The 20,855-nt window shown below is 31.4% G+C and carries 18 protein-coding genes and 1 pseudogene; 3 read left to right on the top strand and 16 right to left on the bottom strand.

Annotation, left to right across the window (positions count from 1 at the left end):
• Positions 1 to 3 precede the first annotated feature (3 nt).
• A complete protein-coding gene (locus MKX37_RS12510) occupies positions 4 to 1,695 on the top strand; it encodes a M3 family oligoendopeptidase (protein ID WP_078422390.1) in 1,692 nt (563 codons plus the stop codon).
• Between the two features lie 67 nt (positions 1,696 to 1,762).
• On the opposite strand, the gene MKX37_RS12505 is transcribed toward MKX37_RS12510, so the two are convergent.
• A complete protein-coding gene (locus MKX37_RS12505) occupies positions 1,763 to 2,839 on the bottom strand; it encodes a helix-turn-helix domain-containing protein (protein WP_050000480.1) in 1,077 nt (358 codons plus the stop codon).
• Positions 2,840 to 3,164: 325 nt separating this feature from the next.
• Here MKX37_RS12505 and MKX37_RS12500 point away from each other — a divergent pair, with 325 nt between their 5' ends.
• Complete coding sequence (locus MKX37_RS12500) at positions 3,165 to 4,142, top strand: phosphotransferase enzyme family protein (protein WP_033729425.1); 978 nt, start codon at positions 3,165 to 3,167, stop codon at positions 4,140 to 4,142.
• Between the two features lie 114 nt (positions 4,143 to 4,256).
• On the opposite strand, the gene MKX37_RS12495 is transcribed toward MKX37_RS12500, so the two are convergent.
• From MKX37_RS12495 to MKX37_RS12460, 8 genes are all read right to left on the bottom strand, one after another.
• Positions 4,257 to 4,712, bottom strand: a complete 456-nt coding sequence (locus MKX37_RS12495; protein WP_002127529.1) for a cupin domain-containing protein — start codon at positions 4,710 to 4,712, stop codon at positions 4,257 to 4,259.
• A gap of 242 nt (positions 4,713 to 4,954) precedes the next feature.
• Complete coding sequence (lpdA, locus tag MKX37_RS12490; protein WP_078422391.1) at positions 4,955 to 6,334, bottom strand: dihydrolipoyl dehydrogenase; 1,380 nt, start codon at positions 6,332 to 6,334, stop codon at positions 4,955 to 4,957.
• A gap of 203 nt (positions 6,335 to 6,537) precedes the next feature.
• Positions 6,538 to 7,134, bottom strand: coding sequence for a TetR/AcrR family transcriptional regulator (locus MKX37_RS12485; protein WP_078422392.1), 597 nt, complete (start codon positions 7,132 to 7,134; stop codon positions 6,538 to 6,540).
• 155 nt (positions 7,135 to 7,289) lie between these two features.
• Complete coding sequence (locus tag MKX37_RS12480; RefSeq protein ID WP_078422393.1) at positions 7,290 to 7,997, bottom strand: phosphotransferase family protein; 708 nt, start codon at positions 7,995 to 7,997, stop codon at positions 7,290 to 7,292.
• A 116-nt stretch (positions 7,998 to 8,113) separates the two neighbouring features.
• Positions 8,114 to 8,908 carry a VOC family protein gene (locus tag MKX37_RS12475; protein WP_003189410.1) on the bottom strand — a complete coding sequence of 265 codons (795 nt, stop codon included), beginning with the start codon at positions 8,906 to 8,908 and terminating at the stop codon, positions 8,114 to 8,116.
• A gap of 117 nt (positions 8,909 to 9,025) precedes the next feature.
• Complete coding sequence (locus MKX37_RS12470) at positions 9,026 to 9,859, bottom strand: alpha/beta hydrolase (protein WP_033729429.1); 834 nt, start codon at positions 9,857 to 9,859, stop codon at positions 9,026 to 9,028.
• A 136-nt stretch (positions 9,860 to 9,995) separates the two neighbouring features.
• A complete protein-coding gene (locus tag MKX37_RS12465) occupies positions 9,996 to 10,748 on the bottom strand; it encodes a class I SAM-dependent methyltransferase (protein ID WP_078422394.1) in 753 nt (250 codons plus the stop codon).
• A 287-nt stretch (positions 10,749 to 11,035) separates the two neighbouring features.
• Positions 11,036 to 11,374 carry a winged helix-turn-helix transcriptional regulator gene (locus tag MKX37_RS12460; protein ID WP_033713746.1) on the bottom strand — a complete coding sequence of 113 codons (339 nt, stop codon included), beginning with the start codon at positions 11,372 to 11,374 and terminating at the stop codon, positions 11,036 to 11,038.
• A 195-nt stretch (positions 11,375 to 11,569) separates the two neighbouring features.
• Here MKX37_RS12460 and MKX37_RS12455 point away from each other — a divergent pair, with 195 nt between their 5' ends.
• The gene (locus MKX37_RS12455; protein ID WP_002085411.1) at positions 11,570 to 12,286 is read left to right on the top strand and encodes an SDR family oxidoreductase; all 717 of its coding nucleotides are present in this window, start codon (positions 11,570 to 11,572) and stop codon (positions 12,284 to 12,286) included.
• A 195-nt stretch (positions 12,287 to 12,481) separates the two neighbouring features.
• On the opposite strand, the pseudogene MKX37_RS12450 reads toward MKX37_RS12455, so the two are convergent.
• The 7 genes and pseudogenes from MKX37_RS12450 to MKX37_RS12420 form a co-directional block, all read right to left on the bottom strand.
• Positions 12,482 to 13,192: pseudogene (locus MKX37_RS12450) on the bottom strand (MerR family transcriptional regulator).
• Positions 13,193 to 13,325: 133 nt separating this feature from the next.
• Entirely contained in the window at positions 13,326 to 14,786 is a 1,461-nt protein-coding gene (locus tag MKX37_RS12445; protein WP_078422395.1) for a serine hydrolase domain-containing protein, read from the bottom strand.
• Positions 14,786 to 15,298, bottom strand: coding sequence for a hypothetical protein (locus MKX37_RS12440; RefSeq protein WP_002168325.1), 513 nt, complete (start codon positions 15,296 to 15,298; stop codon positions 14,786 to 14,788). Before MKX37_RS12440 ends, MKX37_RS12445 begins: the two co-directional genes overlap by 1 nt.
• Positions 15,295 to 15,636 carry a PadR family transcriptional regulator gene (locus MKX37_RS12435; RefSeq protein ID WP_002032268.1) on the bottom strand — a complete coding sequence of 114 codons (342 nt, stop codon included), beginning with the start codon at positions 15,634 to 15,636 and terminating at the stop codon, positions 15,295 to 15,297. Before MKX37_RS12435 ends, MKX37_RS12440 begins: the two co-directional genes overlap by 4 nt.
• 454 nt (positions 15,637 to 16,090) lie before the next feature.
• Positions 16,091 to 19,261 carry an ATP-binding cassette domain-containing protein gene (locus MKX37_RS12430; protein WP_078422568.1) on the bottom strand — a complete coding sequence of 1,057 codons (3,171 nt, stop codon included), beginning with the start codon at positions 19,259 to 19,261 and terminating at the stop codon, positions 16,091 to 16,093.
• Positions 19,262 to 19,340: 79 nt separating this feature from the next.
• Complete coding sequence (locus MKX37_RS12425; RefSeq protein WP_002127512.1) at positions 19,341 to 19,820, bottom strand: SRPBCC family protein; 480 nt, start codon at positions 19,818 to 19,820, stop codon at positions 19,341 to 19,343.
• Between the two features lie 444 nt (positions 19,821 to 20,264).
• A complete protein-coding gene (locus MKX37_RS12420) occupies positions 20,265 to 20,828 on the bottom strand; it encodes a class I SAM-dependent methyltransferase (RefSeq protein ID WP_033708111.1) in 564 nt (187 codons plus the stop codon).
• Positions 20,829 to 20,855 lie beyond the last annotated feature (27 nt).

The following is a 20,855-nucleotide window of genomic DNA, read 5'->3' as shown; positions in this document are numbered from 1 at the left end:
ATAATGCAGAACTCTAATACGATCGATATCCGTAATATACATGAGCTAGAGAACGAATTATCTACTTTATTAAGTAAACCCATTTCTTCAGGAGAAGATTTAGAAAATTGGCTGAAAACACAGTCGAAATTAATATGGGAAATCGAAGAACAATTGAGATCACACTATATTGACTTTCAATGTAATACAGATAACAAAGAAATAAAAGATACGTTTGAATATGATCAACAATATGTAAGGCCTCTTTTGAAACGTTATCAAAATTCCTTTGATAATAAATATTTAGAGTCACCATTTCGAATGCAACTTGATCCAAAAACTTATAGCTTACTAGATAAAAAAATAAAAAATGCGCAAACATTATTTTGTGAAAAGAACATTGATTTAGAAGTAAAAGAAGACAAATTAGTAACCGAGTACTTCGAAATTACAGGCAGTTTGACTGCACTATGGGATGGCGAAGAAAAAACAATTACTGAACTACAGTCTTACTTACAAAATCCGAATCGTGATATACGAAAAAAAGCAAAAACGCTCATTTCTGAAAAATTCTTATCTGTTGAAAATAATTTACAACATATTTTAAATGAATTAATTGCAATCCGTCACCAAAAGGCAAAAAACATTCAATTAGATAATTATCGTGATTATATGTTTAAAAAACATGAACGTTTTGATTATACGGCTGATGATTGCTATGAACTTGCAGAATCCGTTCGTAAATACGTTGTGCCACTTATTGATAATATATTTAATGAGAAAAAAGCTGAACTTCAAGTAGATACACTTCGTCCGTGGGATCTAAAAGCAGCCGCACCAAATCAAAAAGTATTAAAACCCATTGAAGACGAGAGTGATTTAATCGAAAAAAGTTCTCATATTTTACAAAAACTAGACCCAGAATTTTCTGCATTATTGAGCCGTATGCATAAAAATGATTGCTTAGATTTAGAAAGTCGTAAAGGAAAAGCACCTGGAGGATTTTGCGAACACTTACCTGCTTCTCAATTATCTTTTATTTTTATGAATCTCAATCATACACATTATGATGTTACTACTTTCCTCCATGAAATGGGCCATAGTATTCATAATGAATGTATGAAGCAGCTAAAGCTACAAAAATATTTAGAAATCCCTTCAGAATCAGCTGAGCTAGCCAGCATGACAATGGAATTGTTTTCGATGGAGTATTGGGATACATTTTATGAGAATACAGAAGAATTTATAAAAGCAAAATTAGATTTCTTTAAAGATATTGTTAAGTATTTACCACAAATGCTTATCGTTGATCAATTCCAACATTGGATGTATGAAAATCCAAATCATACTGCTAAAGAAAGAAATGAAAAATATTTAGAATTACATAACACTTACCAATCGAATGTGGTAAATATTGAAGGTTATGAAAACTGGATAGCAACTGGCTGGTTACCTGTACTACACATATTCGAAATACCCTTCTATTATATTGAATATGCAATCGCGCAACTTGGTGCATTGCAAATGTATAAACAATACAAGGAGAATCCTAAACAAGCACTACAAAATTACAAAAAAGCATTATCTCTAGGTAGCTCTGAATCCTTACCAGAGGTATATGAAGCAGCTGGAATTCGTTTTGATTTTTCTAGTGAGACAATAAAAGAATTAATGGCATTTGTAGAAGAGGAATTGGAATTACTTAAACAAATATAAATAAAAAAATGCATCTGTCCTTATAGGTGCATTTTTTATTGTTTTTTATTCAACACAAATTGAATCTTTATCTCGCTTTATTAATAAGCTCTATATATTGTAGGTCCCCATATCCTATTGTTGGAAAAAGATTAAACAACCTTTTTAGTAACTCTTGTGTTGGTAAACCTTTATTTTTGGAGATATACTTTACTACTACATTATTTTCTTTTAGCATCTCTAAATATAAATCTATCGCCTGATACATTACAGGTAGTATCTCATGAGATGGTTTTTTTTGATTTACTAGAACTTGATTATAAACTGAAAAATAGTTTCCTAATTCAAGTTCAATTTGACTTACTTTAAATTCATCCTCTCTGAAGCTATTTAAGTATACTTTTCCCTTATAATCAGACTGTTCAAGATAAGAAAGTACGGTAAGTAGATTCATTTGGCAAAACATATCCTCACCAAACCATAAAACGATACATTTATACTCTTTCTTAAAAAGATTCTCTAAAGGATGAATAACCTTTTTTATATAATTTTCTACAGTACCTTGATGTCCTTCTGCCCTTGTTTTAATAAACTCATCATCAAAAATCTGTGCAGTAGTCGCATTTACACACATAGCTTCATTAAATGGAGCGTAATCAGATTCCCCCATTAGTCTTTCACTTTTAAATTCTTCATACATAAATTGACCATTTAATATGTTTAGTACATCTTTATCAAACAGCTCACTCTTCGCATTTCGTAACTGATTAACTTCAACTTTTCTAGAAAAATTCATTCTATCCCACTCCTTGCCATCATTGATTGAGAGTTTAATAAATGATTGAACCGGTATTTTGTTAAGTTGGAATTTCCCTGGGGTTATACCAAAAACAGTTTTAAATGCTCTACTATAAGCCTCTTGCGAAGAGTAATCGTAATCAAATGCGATATCAATTATCTTTCTATCATTCGTCAAATCTTCCGTTGATAAATACAATCTTCTAAGAAGAATATATCGTCTAATACTTATCCCTGTTACTTGATGAAATTTAAACGAACAGAAGTAAGGAGAATACCCCATATAATCAGATAATTTATCTAATGAAAACTCCTTTTTTAAATTGCCCTCAATCCATTCAATCATTAGCTGTATATGTTCATTCATTTATCTCCCTCCTCACTAAATATTATAAGAAGTATCCACTTCTTTCTTTTGATATTTCTTGTGGTTTATAACATTAACCACCCTCTAGAACCTTTAAATATCATATGTAATTACTCATTTCATATTTTTTCAGCTATCTTATTTTGTCATACATTTACTTTTCAATAAAGTGAAACTTTAATCAGTGGGGAGCTTGTTCCTCCCCACTGATTATTATCCCATACTAATCGGACTTTTACGGGATAAATCTTTTTTAAAGGATTCTACCAAATAAAACACGAAATTTGTAAGTTAATGAACTAGTAGTTTTGTGAGTGGAAAATTTATGTTTGGAAAGGAAGTTAAAATGAATAATATAGAAAAAGAGATACTTAAACTAATTAATAAACTATATCCATTGGATTTTATTGAAATGAAACCAATAACAAATGAAATGTATCAATGTCTCACAGCACAAGGTACTTACTTCGTTAGAATTACAAACTATAAAACATATGAAGAGCAATTAGAAGAAGTTACATATACGAAATTTTTATATCAAAAGGGCTTAGGAGTCCCTCCCATAATACCTTCTTTAAAGGGGAATTTAGTAGAGAAAATAACATTAGACAAAGAAGTTTTTGCTGTATTATATAAAGCTGCTCCTGGTATACATTTACCAAGAAACGAATGGAATTCTAATGTATTTAAAAAGCTTGGTCAACAAATTGGTAAATTACATCGTGCATCTAAAAATTTTGAAAGTATTGAACCAGTAAAACATATAAACGACTGGTATCAAAATGAAGAGTATAATTTTCTTAACTATATCCCAAAAGAAGAGACTACTATAAGAGAAATTGCATCTGACGTTTTAACTTCTATAAAGGAGCTGCCAAAGTCCACTTCAAATTACGGCTTAATTCATGGAGATTTATGGTTAGAAAACATATTAGTGGACAATGATTTAAATTTAACAATGATTGATTTTCAAGACTGTGAAAAACATTTTTACATATTCGATTTAGCTGTTCCAGTCTATAGCGCGATAGAATATTCTTTCGTTGGGAATGGCAACATAGTCGACTATGAGAATTCTATTACAAAAGCAATAATCGGCGGATACCAGGAGGAAAATGATTTACCTACAGAAATGATAGAGCAGCTTCCATTGTTTATTAAATTAAAGGAGATATTCGAATATAGTTTAATGCATATGTATTGGAATAAAGAAGAGTTAACTGAGGAACAAGTACGGATAATGAACCTTTATAGAATAAAGATTGAAAAAAGCCATTCTTTAAACACAGTTGGTTTCCTATGAAGTACACCCAATTGTTACATTCAATTTAACAATTGGGTGTACTTTTCTATAGATAAGTTTTCTTCAAAAGACAAAATACAAGGAGCGAAACGATATTTAATCGTACAGTGGCACCTATTTTTCAATCCATTCAACGGATTTATCTAACTTAATACCATCCTCGATATTACTTTCTTCCAAAGTATTTGCCCTAGCTTGAATACAAATAAAATAGAGAGGTTCACTTGAATTGTTACGCCAAATTCTTTCCCCCTCTTGTGCCACCCTTATGACAGTACCCTCTTTGATTTCAAGAATTTCATCATCAATCTTGAATTCCCCTTGTCCTTTGACGAAGATATACAGCTCTTCATTTTCTCTATGCTTATGATAAAAGGGCATTGAAATGCCTGGAGGGAAAACATTTAGTGAAACTTCCATCCCTGTACATTGTAAGTCATCTTTAAGAAATACCTTTCCAGGAGCTTTAAATGGATTTCCATTTTTATATTGAAGCAGATCCTCCCACTTTCCTACTTGAACAGCACTAAAATTTTTACCTTCCATTGTTGAATTAACAAATTGACTCATTTGTATTCTCCTCTCATATTTGTTTTCCATAATTCGACTTTTAATTCTCTAATAAATGAATAAATCCTCTCACAAAAAGAAATCGAATAGTCTCTTTTTCACGGTAAAAAAACGGCTCAATTAGCCATAATATGTTATTAAGAAGTTTATTAGTAAAGATTGTTTTTTACATATTTATCTCTACATTTATTTTATTTAGAATTTCTAAAAAACGAAGCAATCCAATTTTTATTAATTAATATTTATTTAAAATTGTAAATTAAGTCCTCAGCAGCTTCCATCACAATCTCACTTAAAGTTAGTTGAGCATGTGGTGTTAATGCAATATCTTCAACTGTCATGCCTGATTCAATTGCTAAACCCATTTCGGCAATTATTTCTGATGCACCATTACCCACGATTTGAGCACCTACTAATACACCATCTTCTTTACGCACCAATAGCCTCAAGAACCCTTTTCCTTCATTTGATACAAGTGCACGACCGTTTGCTGAAAATGGGGATTGAATCACTTTTACTTCCATGCCTTCTGCCTTTGCTCGCTCTTCAGTATAACCAACTGTAGCTAATTCAGGATTTGTGAAACAAACTGCTGGAATTGCCAAGTAATCAACACATGATAGTTCACCAGAAATAGCTTCAGCAGCTACTTTTCCTTCGTAAAATGCTTTATGTGCAAGCTGTGGACCAGCAATAATATCACCGATAGCAAAAATGTTCGGAAGGTTAGTACGGCATTGTTGATCAACTTTTAATAAACCGCGGTCAGAAAACTCAATACCGATTTTTTCAAAACCCATATTTTCAGTATTAGGACGACGGCCAACCGTTACTAATACGTAATCAGCGTCAACTTTCTTTTCTTCACCACCAATTTCGTAGGTAACAATTACACCATTTTCAACTTCTTCAACACCTTTAGCGGATGCATCTACTATTACTGTAACACCTTTGTTTATAAGGTCTTCTTTCACAATTTGAGTCATTTGTTTATCGAAGCCAGTTAAAATATCTTTACCTCCTTCAATAATTGTTACTATAGAACCGAGGGAAGCGTAAGCAGAGCCCAATTCAGTACCAATGTAACCACCACCGATTACAACCAATTTACTTGGAACTTCAGTTAAACTAAGTACACCTGTAGAGTTAATCACACGTTTTGTAAATTTAAATGTTGGAATTTCAACTGGGCGTGATCCAGTAGCTATAATTGCATTTTTAAATGTATATGTTTGAGCTACATCTTTATTGGTTACTCGTATAGTGTTAGCATCCATGAAATAAGCTTCACTTTTTATCACTTCTACTTTATTGCTTTTTAATAACCCTTCTACACCACCTACTAATTTCTTTACAACGTTGTTTTTAAATTCTTGTACTTTTGCAAAATCAACATTTACACCAGAAGAAAAAATACCCATATTTTCTGAATGCTTTGTTTCCTCAAAACGATGACCTACAGAAATAAGTGCCTTAGATGGAATGCAGCCGACGTTAGCACATACGCCACCAAGATTCTCTCTTTCTATAATTGCCACTTGTTTCCCTAATTGTGAAGCTCTTATTGCAGCAACATATCCTCCAGGTCCAGAGCCAATTACGATTGTTTCTATTTCTCTCATATCCTTTTTCACACTCCTCCAAAAATTAGAAACTGGTAGGCCGAAATTGTTCATACTCTACACATTTTTCAATTTACTATTTTGTATTAGTACCATTCTTCTCTCAACCGTTTTTTCATAGTTCCATCATGGAATTTCTATTAAGTGATCACCCCCTCAAAAAAGAAACCGAACAGTCTCTTTTTTGCGATAAAAATTACGGCTTACTTGGCCGTAATTTGTTTTTCCAATTCATCTAAAAGTTGTGACGATACTGTATCAATATAGACTGTATCTTGGTATAAGCGTGACAAGGCAAGTGCTCCTTCAAGAGAAGAAATCCAGATGATAGCAATCTGCTTTGCTTGAGTATCTGATCTTAACTCCCCTTGCTCAATTCCATTCGTAATAATCTTTTCAATCATTCCAAGTAATTGATTCATCGCTATCTGTGCTTGTTCTGCCATAAGTGGGTGAGAATCATCTGCTTCTAACGTTACATTCATGATTGGACAGCCTCCTGGAAGAGGATCATTATGAACGAGAGATGTAAAAACTGAGATAAAACTTTTTAACTTATCAAATGTAGTGGATGCTTTTTTTATTTCTTCAATATAACGCACTCCCATTTGTGAAGTTGCGTGCTGAAAGGCTTGAACAGCCAAGTCATCTTTATTTTTAAAGTGACGATAAATACCACCCTTCTCTAGCCCAGTCTCTCGCATAATATCAGAAATTGAAGAACCACTATACCCCTTTATATTAAACAGAGCAGAGGAACGATCAAGAATCATTCTTTTTGTTAATTCACCTTTACGCATAGTGTCCTCCTAAAAGAAAACATTTGGTCTCTTTTTAGTATATGACAAACCGAAAAGAATTAGCAAGAAAAATAACGGAGAGAATCAATGAGTAAAAAATAAATGATTCACTATTTTAATAGGGATCAAAATAAATACTTGAAAACATCTTTTATTTACAGAGGTGTACTCTCTGCCAATCTAGCTGCGCCAATAATAGGAGCCCACTGGAAAATTTCATCTCTTAATAAACCTGTTTTTTTGCAATATATATGTAAATACATTTCAGCTAATTCCTCTGAATTCTGTGAATACAATAAGTATGTCCGAAACACATCTGCACGAATATCACCTGAACTAGCATCAACCCAATCTATAATATTCACATCACCATTACTCATAATTAAATTAAGCGGATGAAAATCACCATGACATAATCTAGGTTCAAATGTGATTGAATCTAACTTTTTTAATATATTTCCCTTTTGTTTTTCATCCAGATCATGTACGGAGTTAATTTGACGATAAAGCCTCTTTTCCATCAGCTCTATTTCATCCGATCTCACATAGATCGCATGAATCTTTTGTTGTACACTAACACATATACTTATGTAATGCTCCGCTTTACTCAAATTATTAAGCAAAAGCTCACCAACACTTTCCCCTTCTACATATTCCATAATAATAGCTTGTCTACCTTGTATCTCTGTAACTTCAAATACTTTAGGAACGTGTAAACCACATGAATATGCATACTTTTGTTTTCGTGCTTCGTATAGAGATTCTGTATTAGGGAGGTATTCTTTAAACAATTTCACAACTTTATTATCACAAAGATAAATTTCAGCCGTATTTCCTTTGGCTATCGGATTTCCTAGATTCAATTCATTTCTCTCCTTACAGTAAATTAGAATAACGCCTTATAGTCCTCTATAAATTCAGTGTAATTATACTGAAACCCTTCTTCATGAAAATGAAAAAAACTTACCCCTCCCTATAATTATATAGAAAGTGGTAAGTTTAATTTTCTAGGAATATCGGAATGAAACTCCGGTGTATGCAAAACAGAAAATGAATACCCTTGTTGAATAAACAATACTTCAGTATGTTTACTTTCAAATGGAACACCATTTTTCTTAAAGTTATTTTGGATTTGTTGTAAAAACGCATGATCCGGTGTTCCGAATGAAACATGTACTTTCGGTGGTAAAGCTTTCATCGCGATTGGAATCCACGGTCGCTGCCACCAGGTTGCAACGATATATGCAGTGCCACCTATTACAAAGTTAAAAATATCCCCATCTTCCTTCGTTTTCATGTCTAGATTTGATTTCAACCATTCCGTAAATACAGGTACACTTTTAACCGGAAGACCAATTTCCCTTACGTATAAAATGTTTAACGGTGAATGCGGGACTAATACATCTTCTTTAACATAACTATGTGCAATAATTTCGAGAAGATTTCCATCACCATCTTTAAAGTATAAATTGAATAGACCATTCTCCTCACCAATTGTATGACCATCTTTCCATTTCACAATGAGTAATCCAGACTCTTTAAGCCATTTTGCCGTTTCATGAAACTTTGAATATGGGATCTCAAAAGCGAAATGCGCAGGTGCAATTGGTTCATATACTTCTTGAAAACTAATTGTTGTATACGGTGTTACTTCAAATTGAATATATGATGCGATTTCTTTTTTTATTGGAAAAGATAATATGTCTTTATAGACTTGTTTTACCCCTTCTATAGAAACCGTTTGTAGTTTTATATCTGATATATGTGTAATCACTTTACATTCCCCCTTGTTTCTTATTATCTATTCTTATTGTATTACACTTATAAATAGATAAAATCAAACCGAAGGGTGGATTTTTCATGTGAAAACTACAACTTTAGTATGAATATGTTAGCTCCAATTACTTTTTATTTCCTCTATAACAACTTCTGGTTTATCCCAGTGTAACAAATGTGTAGTATCAGAGATTAATTTTACTTTCGCGCCAGTTTTTAACTTGAAAATCCTCACTGTTTTATCTCTATATTCATCCCATATTTGTGGAACTGTAGCTCGAAGCAATATAATATTAGATGGTAACTTCTCGTAAATATCTATCGTTTCATCTTTATGCATACCTCTTATTATATTACCAGCTGTTGTACCTCTCGCATGCCAACATACTTTATTATCCATTTCAATCCCTAGGTCTTTTACAGCAACTTCTAATAATGGAGACCACCTAGTATATGCTTCTTTTTCACTTTTGAAAAATCCACCCCAATTATTAAAAATATATTCTTCAAAATCCTTTTCGTAATACGCGATTTCCTCTTCAAGCGTTTCTTCTTGAAGCCTTTTTGTTTGATATCCACCATCAATAAGAATACTTCCTAGTACTTTTTCTGGATTATTTAATAAATAAAATAGTGCTACAAAACTTCCCCACGAATGTGATAAAAAATAGAAATGTTCAATTCTCAGTTCATTTATTATTTCATTTAACCAGTTTGCTAAATTCAGCATCTCATAATCTTCCGTTCTTTCAAAGGGCGGTGTTTTACCATGCCCAGGTGCATCAATGGAGATAAATCTATACTCTTCCTTTAATTCCTCTGCAATTTCTATAAAACTTAAACTCGTACTACCTAACCCATGTAAACAAAAGATAACGGGCTTTTCATTATTTCTCCACTCAGTAATATGTGCGTTTATTTTTTCGTTGTTAATATAGTAACGTTTCAAAATAATTATCCCCTATATTTCAATTTTCAGATTACCACTTTACCTATTTCTATGATTTTTAAGTTTTCCCTGCATTCTTTTCCACAAAAAAAGCTGATTTTCTTTTAAAGAAAATCAGCTTTTACGTTAAAATACACTATGATTTAACAGCAATAATCATAAACCTTTTTGAATTCGTACGAATACCTTTTTCGGAACTATTAGCGTCAATGAACTTTTGTAAAATATTAAAGTCCTCTTCTTTTTCTCCAAATCTAGGAATAATAGGCGTATGTTTTAATAAGAAAATAAGATCCTCAGGAGTACTGTAATAATCAGTAACATCATATTCACGTACTTGTACGAGTTCAAATCCTGCACTAATAAGTTCACCCATATAATTATCTTTTAACGTACCATCTCTTTCACCTAAACATTGCCCTCTACCAAATGCTTCTTTAAGATTTAATTTATCATGTTCGCTAACTTGTTGTGTTAAGAAAAAAGCACCTTTTTTCATTACTTTTGCCAATTCAGATACTACAAACGGCGCATGACAACTTGAAGTAATATCAAAATGAGCATGCGGAAACGTTAAAAATTCCGAATCCATTTGAAGAAATTCAACATTTTGTACACCTGCTTTATTCAAATTGGAATGTGCTGTTTTGATCATTCCATTAGAATTATCTATTCCAATCAGTAATGCAGCTGAAGATGCTATTTTTAATATATTCTCTCCTCCACCTGTGCCAACATCAAGTAGAATATCTGATGGTTTACATCTTTCTTGCACTTCGCCATAAAAGTCCCAAGTGTCACCTACAGTTTCACACTTTAGCTTACTAAAGTCCCACCCATTTAATCGTCCCACTTTATCATAAAAACTTTTATACTCTAATTCATTCATTTTATTATTTCCCCTTTGTAAAAATGCATTAACTGTTTAGATGATTCTCGAAATAGACTCATAGTTGATATTATCGTGAAAGGGCCTACGTCTTCTTTTATATCTGCTACGCATTTTTTCAGCCCCGAACAACTAGTTACTTCGAACGATACAGCATTTCATCTATATCACCTCATCTGGAAGACTGCATATATAATAACCTATAACACTATTTAATTATATATTATAAAATACAAATTATTAAAACGATATGTTTCGACAAATCCCATTTAGTTTACATAATAATATTATATTTTATTTTTATCAATATATTCTAAATGTCCTCTTCCCCAACCACACATACTATCTAAAACAGTACTAACTGTTTTTCCATGCTCAGTTAAGCTATATTCCACTTTAGGTGGTATTTCTTGATAAATTTCACGTTGTATTAGTTGATCTTGTTCTAATTCACGAAGCTGCTTCGCTAATGTTCCTTGAGAAATGTCTGGTATTAATCGCTTTAATTCACCAAACCGTTTCGTTCCATCTGTTAATAATATAAATAAAATGAGTGGCTTCCATTTCCCACCGATTATTTGTAATGTCGCTATTACCCCTTTTAATTTCGGTTCCTCTAAATTCACTTTCCTCACCACTCCCCTCAAATCATAAATTATAATGAGTAATTTTTTATATTATGTATCCATATAACAAGCGATTAGTACGAAATTTGCGACTATGTACATATAAAGTGCGTACTTTTCACTTGCAATCTTTTAGCGAATAATAAAAGCATAGCAGTTTTATTTTAAAGTTTTTATTAAAGGAGGGGCTAAAATATGTCTATTACTACATTAAAGGATACTCGTATCGTTATCATTGGTGGAAGCTCTGGTATTGGATTAGTAACAGCAAAACAAGCAATCGAACAAGGCGCACATGTTATTATTGCAGGACGATCGGAAGAAAAATTAAAAATTTCTCGAGAATTAATAAATAACAACCATCTTCAAACTTATGTATTGGATAATCAAAATAAAGAGCAATTACAAGATTTTTTCAAGACAGTTGGGAATTTTGATCATTTATTCACACCGGGAGCCTCTTACACACTTGGACCAATAACCGCTACAGAGGAAATTGCTGAAAGCAGCTTTATCGGAAAGTTTTGGCCACAATATTACGCCGTAAAATATGCAATTCCTTTTCTTTCAAAATCTGGATCTATCGTGTTAATGTCCGGTGCATTTAGTCAAAGACCACTTAAAGGTGCACCTGCTTATGGCGCTTGTAATGGTGCTATTGAAAGCTTAGGGAAAGCTTTAGCTGTTGAATTAGCTCCTATTAGAGTTAATGTTGTTTCTCCTGGAACGATACGAAGAGAGAATGAACAAAATGAGAAAAGACTAGCTGCTTATGAAGATTATAAATCTCTTTCTCTTGTACAGAGACCTGGGTATAATGATGAAATTGCACATACTGTCCTGTATTTAATGCAAAATGGTTTTACTACAGGTAATGTATTATTTCCTGATGGAGGATACACATATCATTAATTTAAGATTCAACTGTAAATTATCTTGAAGGTTTTTATTTAAACACAATTTCCAGTAGGTATAAAATTTTTAAACTGCCTCCACTTATTTTCGTAATTTAAAATTTAGTTGATGAATCAAACCGACAAGCCCTTTAGCTATACATTTTTGAGCACAAATAAGTAAAAAAAGGCATAGCTAAAGGGCTTTTTTTACTTATTTGTTAATTGGATAACAAACCTCTGTAACCCACTTATTAGGATCTGATTCCATCGCTGGACTAACGTGATAAATATTAAACATCGGTCCGGCTAACTCATAACCTTCCGTTTCAATCCATTTTGCTGCCGCCTCATTTACAGCTGTCATTTGTTCATAACTTCCGTTAACTGTTATTGAAGCTACATAGGATGGATCTATCTTTTTGAAATTAACATCTTTTGTATTTTCATGCTCCCCTAAAATATTTATCTGTATTTCTACATCCACATCATTTTCCTTATATTCTTGATCATGGAATGTAGCAATACTATAAATCGGATTAGCTATACTAATATTTTTAACATTAATTTCTTGCATCAATATACTCCATAAATCCCCTTCGCAATTATACGATGGAATAACCTTTCTAACACTTGCTACATTTCTTTCTGGAATTTCTTTTAATGAAACATGATAGTTCATTTCAATAGCATCCTCTCTCATCGTTTTCATTGAGTCTTCGAGGAGACGTAATTATTTTTTGAGATCGTCCATATCTTTTAACACTTGAATTTGATTTACTTTCTTTAATTGAGCTGCTGAATAATATCGATAACCACTTTGCTCATCGACTTTTACTGGTTGTAATAATTCCACTTTATCGTAATGTCTCAACATACGTATGCTAATGGAAGAAAGTTTTGAAAAATCTCCTATTTTGAACATTAGTTCCTCCTATTTATTACAATTATTCGAAGCTCAACTTAAGCTTAAACAATGACATTATTGTGTGAGAGTCAACTATTTATAACAGTTTAAACGATTATTTAATGTATTATATTTATATAATTAAAAGCTCTTACGACTTATTTACCACTTCACTTTTTAACGCAATATATATTGATATTAATCCATTTACATTCAATAAAGTAACTATAATACTAATGAGCAACGCTACATCTGCAGAAAACATTTTAATCGTCTGCCACGGTGAATTTGTACTATAAATAAGAAGTGGAATTAAAGTAATAGATAATATTAGAAATAAACTCCCTAGAAAAAGCCAGGTCATTTTTTTACAAATTTTCTTACGTTTATACTTTATTATTAACATAATTGCTGTAATAAAAAGTGCGAATATTAATATTGACATAACAATTTGAACTATTGGTATATTTTTTGGTATATCAACCGGTTCTTCACCATTCAAAATATTAATAATCCCTTTTTTAAATTCTGGTAGTGATGCTTCTTCTAAAACATGATTTTTATTCGTTAAAATCACAACACCCCAGCCAGTTTCATTTAAAATAAATATTTCTGCATGTGAATCAGGAGTTGAGCCTGAATGCCAAACCATCTTTTCGTTTCCATTTATATTTGTTGTCCTCAGTCCAAAACCATAATATTTCGCTGAATCTATTTTATATAATGGAGATAAATAAAGATCCATACTATCTTTATTTAAAAATTGTGTATGCTCTTGGTGATTCAAAAACTTAATGAATTGAATCATATCTTCTAGATTTGCTGTAATATATCCATATGGTGTCCCACCATTATCATACGACACCGTACTTTTTCTTGGTATTCCAAACCATGATTGATAACCTGTTAAATAACCCTTTTTATAAGACTCTTCACTATTTGCTGCTGCACCATTCATTCTTAATGGCTGAAAAATTTGCTTCTCCATATAAGTAGAGTATGTCTCTTTTGAAACTTCCTCAATAAGTGCACCAAGAACGAGATAATTTGCATTACTATATTGATATTTTTGTCCTGGGGGAGCAGTTAATGTTACATTCGACAGTTTCATTACATTTTCTTTTATAGCCGTAGTAGTCTTTGATTGCTTATCTGATAATGCTAAACCTTCATAGGTACTCATTCCACTTGAATGTGTTAGTAGCTGTTGGATTGTTATATTTGAGGCCGATTGATTATCTTTTACTTTAAACCAAGGAAGATGTTGTTGAACTGAATCCTCTAATTTTATTTTTTTATCTTCTATTAACTTGACTATAGCTAAAGCTGTTAAAGATTTACTTATTGAGCCAATCGCAAATGGGGTTTTACTAGTTACCTTTTTTTCAGACTCCCCAGTAATCCCCCATGTTTTTGTAAAGAATACATCTTTATGATGTACAATTGCAACGGAAGCTCCAGGAATGTTCTGTTCCTTTATAAATTTTTCAATATACTTATCTAATGTAACTTTAATATTTTGCTGAGCATAAACTTTTGGATGTACGATACATAATATTAATACATTACAAAGAATACAAATTTGAAATAGTTTATAGATAGTTTTCTTCATTATACTTTAGATAGCTTTCTTTTTTTATAACTTACTAGGCTAATAAATACTAATATAGAGAGCGTAAAACTAAACATTATTAATACATAGTTCCACCATTGATTCTCTGCTATACGATATAAAAGATTATAATTAAATGTATTTTTGCTATTAGTTCCGTTAAATGATTCAGTTAAAAATAGTGAAAGTGTAGTTTGTGAGATGAGGTAAGTAATAACTGCGATGAATATGCCACCTAAGATAAATGTGCTCGAATTTCCCTTTTCATTTTGAAGTTGTCTCATTTTAACTTGTAGGTCAATTTCATTTATTTCTAAAAAATCTTGAACAAATAATTGAGGCGTACCTAGATCATTTATACTATCCTCCCCATTTTCACGACATTCTTGAATATGCTCTAAAATTTGTTGTTTAATATTTTCCCTTTCTTCTAAGCTGATATCGTATTGCTTTAATTCCTTAAGTACGTCAGTTAAAAATTGATTTTCTTTACCGTTTAATTCATTCCTCATTTCAGAAGGTCTCCTTTCAAACCACTTTTTAATAATGTTTGAATATCAGATTGTAATTCTAACCACTCATTAATTTTCTTCTCAAGACGTATTTTCCCGTTTTCATTAATTTCATAATAGATTCTAACTTTACCACTGTCTGTTACTTCTTGATAAGTATTTACCCACTCTTGATTTTTTAACTTAGTTAAAATAGGGTAAATACTTCCTACTCCTTTCAATTTTAAATTGTGTACTTCAAGTTCTTTCATAATTTCATAACCATAACTTTTCTTTTTCGACAAAATAGATAACACACACATTTCTAAATGACCTTTAATTAAACTTGTTTTGTCCATAGGATAAATTTAACAGAAATATATACTTCATTCAAGTATATATTTCTGTTAAATTTAAAAATTCTAATAATTATACAATCACTAAAAAAGTAGCATATTCCTTTTGTTATTATCCAAATAACCTAAATTATTATCCCCAAAAAACATTTTTATACATCAATAATTATATAATAAATGATCATAATTAACGATTTAAAACTAACTCTCACAGATAAATGTATTTACATCTTAGAAAGACTAACAAAACTTAAACATAAATACCAACCTGTAATACTTTTCAGTTTAAAATTTAAGAATAATTTATATTGGTATTACAAATAGATTTTTCTTGCTCTATTATCTATCCACCTTAACACGTTTAAAGAAACTCTTCTTCAACATAAAAACTCATTTGCAGATTATTGCAAATGAGTTTTTAATCCCTAACTGACCACTATTTTTTATTCTTCTTAATTTAATTATTTTTCTCAAGACATTCATAAACTGCCATCATTTCTCGCTTATTCAACTCACGAATTCGATTAAATATTAGAATGTCTGCAACATCCTCAGTTCGTAAGCTTTCATCCACAACATCACTAACTTTTCCAGTTAACCATGTTTGTACATCTATGCCATCAACAATTTCTTTAAGCCCTTCATCATTAATACCACTTGCATTACAAGTTATACATGGAATTGTTAATTTAAACACGCCATCATGTAGATTATCCTCGGTTATAACTTTTTTTCCGTTACAGAATGGACATGGGTTGCTTTTTTTAATTTTATTAATTTGGGTAACTAATTTTTTATAACCAAATGCTTCATACACATATGTTAATTTTTTATATTTTCCATTTGTGAAATACTTATCTATGATAGTTTCTCTTGTTTCATTGATATTTTGGAAATCACAAATAGTCACCTTATTATTATTGCTGATTGATTCGATATTACCTTTAATTTGGCTCCAGAATGGTAAAACATTTTGTAACACCATTTCATAGTTTGAAAAGCTTGCTTGTTCTAATTCAAACATTTTCAGTGCAACTTGTGTTTTCCTAGGCAGTAACGAGACATCTTCTGTCATAATCATATTGTCACCTACGATAGATTTCAATTTGATGAGTACAGGTAAATCTCCTACAATTTTTATTATTTCATTAAGCGGCTGATTGATAATTTCACGAATATCTGTATCTCCAAATTTAAGCGATTTTTGGTGATTTAATACAGTTGCCTCACAAATTGGACATGTCATCGTTTCTTTAGAAGTCTTAATATCTTCTTTAATAGCTGCTTTTGAAATAACAATATATCCGCCAATAATTGTATTAAATCCTACCCATGTTCTACGTGTCTTTCCTTTCTTATCATAAAAGGACTTATCAAAATAGCCGTACCAAAATGTATGTTTTTCTTCCTCAGACATATCATTATAGCTCTTTGACAAATCATGACCAAGCTCATTTTTAATTTCTTCAAATAGAAATTCTATTTTTTCATATTGATAAAATTTTAATACTTTCATGATTTCCGGATCGAATAGACCATCCCAAAATGGAACATTTTTATCTTGAATTGTAATTTCTTTATCAAAAACTTCGATTTGAAGACGTCCCGAACATGATGGGCAATGATTATCCTGAGAATAGAAATCGAAGCTTCTCGTATCTTTATTAGTCGGATGAGCAGCTACAATATGATTGATCAATCCACCAATTTCATATAAGAAACTATATTGACTATACAAATGTCTTTCGAGATCAATAGCAACTACAGGTGCAATTGTATCAGATTCGTATTCACCGTAAATTAAACGAGCCATTGATGATAAGCTTTTTAATATGCCACCCTTATAGATGTTTTCTGCATTTTTAAAATAATCAATATGATTTTCTTCTAAGTAATTAATTCCATTTTTTTGATTCAGTGTTGAAGAAATATGTATTTGCTCAGCATTATTCACACTGCTTTTTTGACGATAATAATCATCATGACTTACTACATCAAGATGCTCTATAGATTCAAGCTGTCTTTTTCCAAAATCGACAATATAATCAGAACTTTCTAGCATGTAACTGTTATGCTCAATCATTATGATAGAGACTGATTCATCTTGTAATATCCCTCTAACACTATCTATAAATTGATTTAAAATATTTTGCGATAAACCTTTTGAAGGCTCATCAAAAATAAACAATGTATGTGGATTTCTTGTTTTTGCAAATAACTCAGAAACTAAATGAACACATTGAAACTCACCCGTTGATAATGTTTGTGTTTTTCGTTCTAATGTTAAATAGCCCAGTCCTAATTTGATTAGTAGGCTCAAGCGTTTATACGCAATATCTTCGTTTGGAATTTCATCAATAATATCCTCAATTGAGCGCTCAAAAATATCATCAATTTCTTCACTATACTTTGTCAGTTTCTTTTTAATATCTAAGAAAGTTGCTACAGTTGATCGACTTGTAATCGATTGGTTTCGATCTTGCCCTACCATAACTAATTTATCTTTTGGATATCGTTTCAAGAAATCTGTAGCTAAACACTCATTGACAAGTGTAGATTTCCCGCATCCAGACTCTCCTGTAACAGTTACAAGTCTATTTTTAGGAATCTGAAACTCAGTCATTTGGATATTTCGGCAATATAATTCATGGAATGTATAATATTCTGTTGGCATTTTGTAATTTCGTTCCGATAGTATTGGCTTTGGCCTTGGTGATTCTTTTACGATTTTTCCACCATATTTTCCACTACCAGGTCCGAAGAATATTTGCTCATCCGTTGTATCCAGTACTGTATCTGAATGATCAATGAGCCAAATTTGATTTTTGTACCCTAATCTTTCGATCTCTTCTAATATTTGTAATAATGTTTCGTGATCAAGCCCCACGGAAATCTCATCAATAATAATTACAGCATTTTCACTTACTGCCATGAATTCAGCTAAGTAAAGTCGTGTTAATTCTCCACCTGACAACGTACCCATAATTCGATTTAATGTTAAATAACCAATGTTCATATTGATAATATTTTGCAGTATATGTTGTTTTGCTTCACTAATATTTAATTCTTCTGCTAGTGAAAGAATAGATTCAACACTTAAATCGTTAATATCCGAAATTGTATGTGATTCAGCAAATAACTCAATAGTACGTTGTTCAACTTCTTCACTATAACGTTTCCCCTTACATTTTTTACACTCAATATTTTTAGTAGTACCACGCCCTTTACAGCCAGCACACCAACCTAATTGATTATTAAATGAAAAGACTTCAGGAGAAAGATTAAATTCTTCCGCTAGTTTTTCACGAATCTCTTTAAAAACACCTGTATGAGTACCAATCGTCGAACGCGGATTGGAAGAAATTGATGATTTCCCTAAAAAAAGTACTAAAGGCATTTCTTCCATTTTAATTGCACTAAAATTAGTTTCCATAATATTAGGAAATAAATATTGATATTCAGCCTTTGGCAATAAGGAAACTAGACGCTTCTTTGATTCTTCACCAATTGTTTGACAAAGAGTTGTTTTTCCAGATCCAGATAAACCAGCAATACCAAGTGATTTATTAAACGGAATAACAGTATCAAGTTTATTTATGTTATTAGCAATTAATTGATTTACTTTCATATTAACCTCTATTCTTATTTTTCCACAAAATCATTTTTACAATATAATAATTACATAATGAATATTACCTATTATACAATTACCCTCTCACTTCTTGAATCTTATCCTTGTATTTTTCGAACCATTGTTGCCATTCGTTTTTAGAAAATTCCTTCTCTTCCTCTTCTAAAACTGAAGAAAAAAGGTCAAGACAAATATGCCAACCAGCTATATCTTTTGGTGTATGATCAGTTAATTCATGAATGTATTCTTTAAGTAGTAAAAGAGAACCATTTTCCTCTTTATGTATTTCAAATCGGACACGATCTTTATCCCATGTGAATTCAAGTACTGAATTTAGTTGGCACTCTAAAATATCAATATTTAAAAATGAACCATCCATCATGTCAAACTTTATAATTCCACCTGTTTTAAGGTTTTCAATCTGTAAATTAGACATCCATTTTTTAAGCTTGCTGTTTTCAGTTAAAACAGACCAAACTTCCTCTATTGTATTGGGAAATTGGCGTTCAAATTTTATAATATAGCCATCAGTTTGTTTCTCTATTTGAGCTAACATATTTATTTCCTCCTACTCTTGTATAGAATGTATGTTCCTGTTTTATTTTACACGAATTTATGTATAAAAGAAATCTCTATGGCAATGAAATATTAATTTAATGTGTGAATGGTATCTTGAACATTGATTGATTTATCATATATTCTCTCCATGTGTTTATTACAATAGGCGTACCTCAACATTTCCGCAAAAAAATTCAACATGAGAAAACGTTGATTTATTTACTTTATATGATATTTCCATTAAATATTTAAAAGCAATTTCCTTTAAGATAAATGGTGTTAATAAGAGCTAATATAGTATTCAAATCAAGTTATGTATGTTCAAAATCACTTATTATGTATGTCTAATTCCTTGCTAAACGTAGGTTTACAAAACAAATAAAAAAAGCCGCATTTGCGACTCATGAACTGATAGAACTAACACCTATTCTAGGTGAATGACTTATCTTTTAATCGCGTCAACAATTAGCGATGGAAAACCAAGTTTATCGCCTCGATTTCTAGAATCATACCTTTTCGAACGGAAAATAACACCATCGTTTGCATCCCATTCATTGTAATAAAATTGACCATTTTCATCACAATGTTCAAGTAAAACTACCTCTAATCCAGCGGTTTCAAACATTTTCGTTAATGTTTTATAATTATGAACGATTTTATGACTTGCAGCTGGGTGGTCTTTCGGGCCAGGTCCGCCTATTTGAACTATATTTTGGTAGGTTTCATCTCGGAAAAATGCATCTGGGACTCCGCACCGAATATGACCTGATGGCTTTAAAAATTTATAACAAATTTCTGCTGCTTTTACACCTTCTTCAAAAGTAAGATGTTCCCATACATGCTCTGCTAAAATAGCTGAAATGGAATTGTATTCAAATCTTTCTTCCCAAGTGGTATTGTCTAGTAAATTAAGTTCATCTTCTTGCGTTTGAACCCAACCTGGATTATTATTAAATACTCCAGCTCCGACTACTACTTTAATTTCGTCTTGCTTAATTGCCATCACTTTCACCTCATAAATCTTTTAATGTAT

Origin of the sequence: Bacillus sp. FSL R5-0709 (assembly GCF_038004785.1) — a bacterium.
Classification (GTDB): domain Bacteria; phylum Bacillota; class Bacilli; order Bacillales; family Bacillaceae_G; genus Bacillus_A; species Bacillus_A mycoides.
The sequence above is the reverse complement of the archived record's forward strand: the minus strand, read 5'-3'. Positions and strand labels throughout refer to the sequence as shown.

Excerpts from the sequence above, each read along its gene's own strand:
- MKX37_RS12465 (WP_078422394.1), bottom strand. The coding sequence starts at position 10,748 with ATGAATGAATTAGAGTATAAAAGTTTTTATGATAAAGTGGGACGATTA.
- lpdA (WP_078422391.1), bottom strand. The coding sequence starts at position 6,334 with ATGAGAGAAATAGAAACAATCGTAATTGGCTCTGGACCTGGAGGATAT.
- MKX37_RS12500 (WP_033729425.1), top strand. The coding sequence starts at position 3,165 with ATGTTTGGAAAGGAAGTTAAAATGAATAATATAGAAAAAGAGATACTT.
- MKX37_RS12510 (WP_078422390.1), top strand. The coding sequence starts at position 4 with ATGCAGAACTCTAATACGATCGATATCCGTAATATACATGAGCTAGAG.
- MKX37_RS12455 (WP_002085411.1), top strand. The coding sequence starts at position 11,570 with ATGTCTATTACTACATTAAAGGATACTCGTATCGTTATCATTGGTGGA.
- MKX37_RS12440 (WP_002168325.1), bottom strand. The coding sequence starts at position 15,298 with ATGAGGAATGAATTAAACGGTAAAGAAAATCAATTTTTAACTGACGTA.
- MKX37_RS12485 (WP_078422392.1), bottom strand. The coding sequence starts at position 7,134 with ATGCGTAAAGGTGAATTAACAAAAAGAATGATTCTTGATCGTTCCTCT.
- MKX37_RS12430 (WP_078422568.1), bottom strand. The coding sequence starts at position 19,261 with ATGAAAGTAAATCAATTAATTGCTAATAACATAAATAAACTTGATACT.
- MKX37_RS12495 (WP_002127529.1), bottom strand. The coding sequence starts at position 4,712 with ATGAGTCAATTTGTTAATTCAACAATGGAAGGTAAAAATTTTAGTGCT.
- MKX37_RS12445 (WP_078422395.1), bottom strand. The coding sequence starts at position 14,786 with ATGAAGAAAACTATCTATAAACTATTTCAAATTTGTATTCTTTGTAAT.
- MKX37_RS12505 (WP_050000480.1), bottom strand. The coding sequence starts at position 2,839 with ATGAATGAACATATACAGCTAATGATTGAATGGATTGAGGGCAATTTA.
- MKX37_RS12435 (WP_002032268.1), bottom strand. The coding sequence starts at position 15,636 with ATGGACAAAACAAGTTTAATTAAAGGTCATTTAGAAATGTGTGTGTTA.
- MKX37_RS12425 (WP_002127512.1), bottom strand. The coding sequence starts at position 19,820 with ATGTTAGCTCAAATAGAGAAACAAACTGATGGCTATATTATAAAATTT.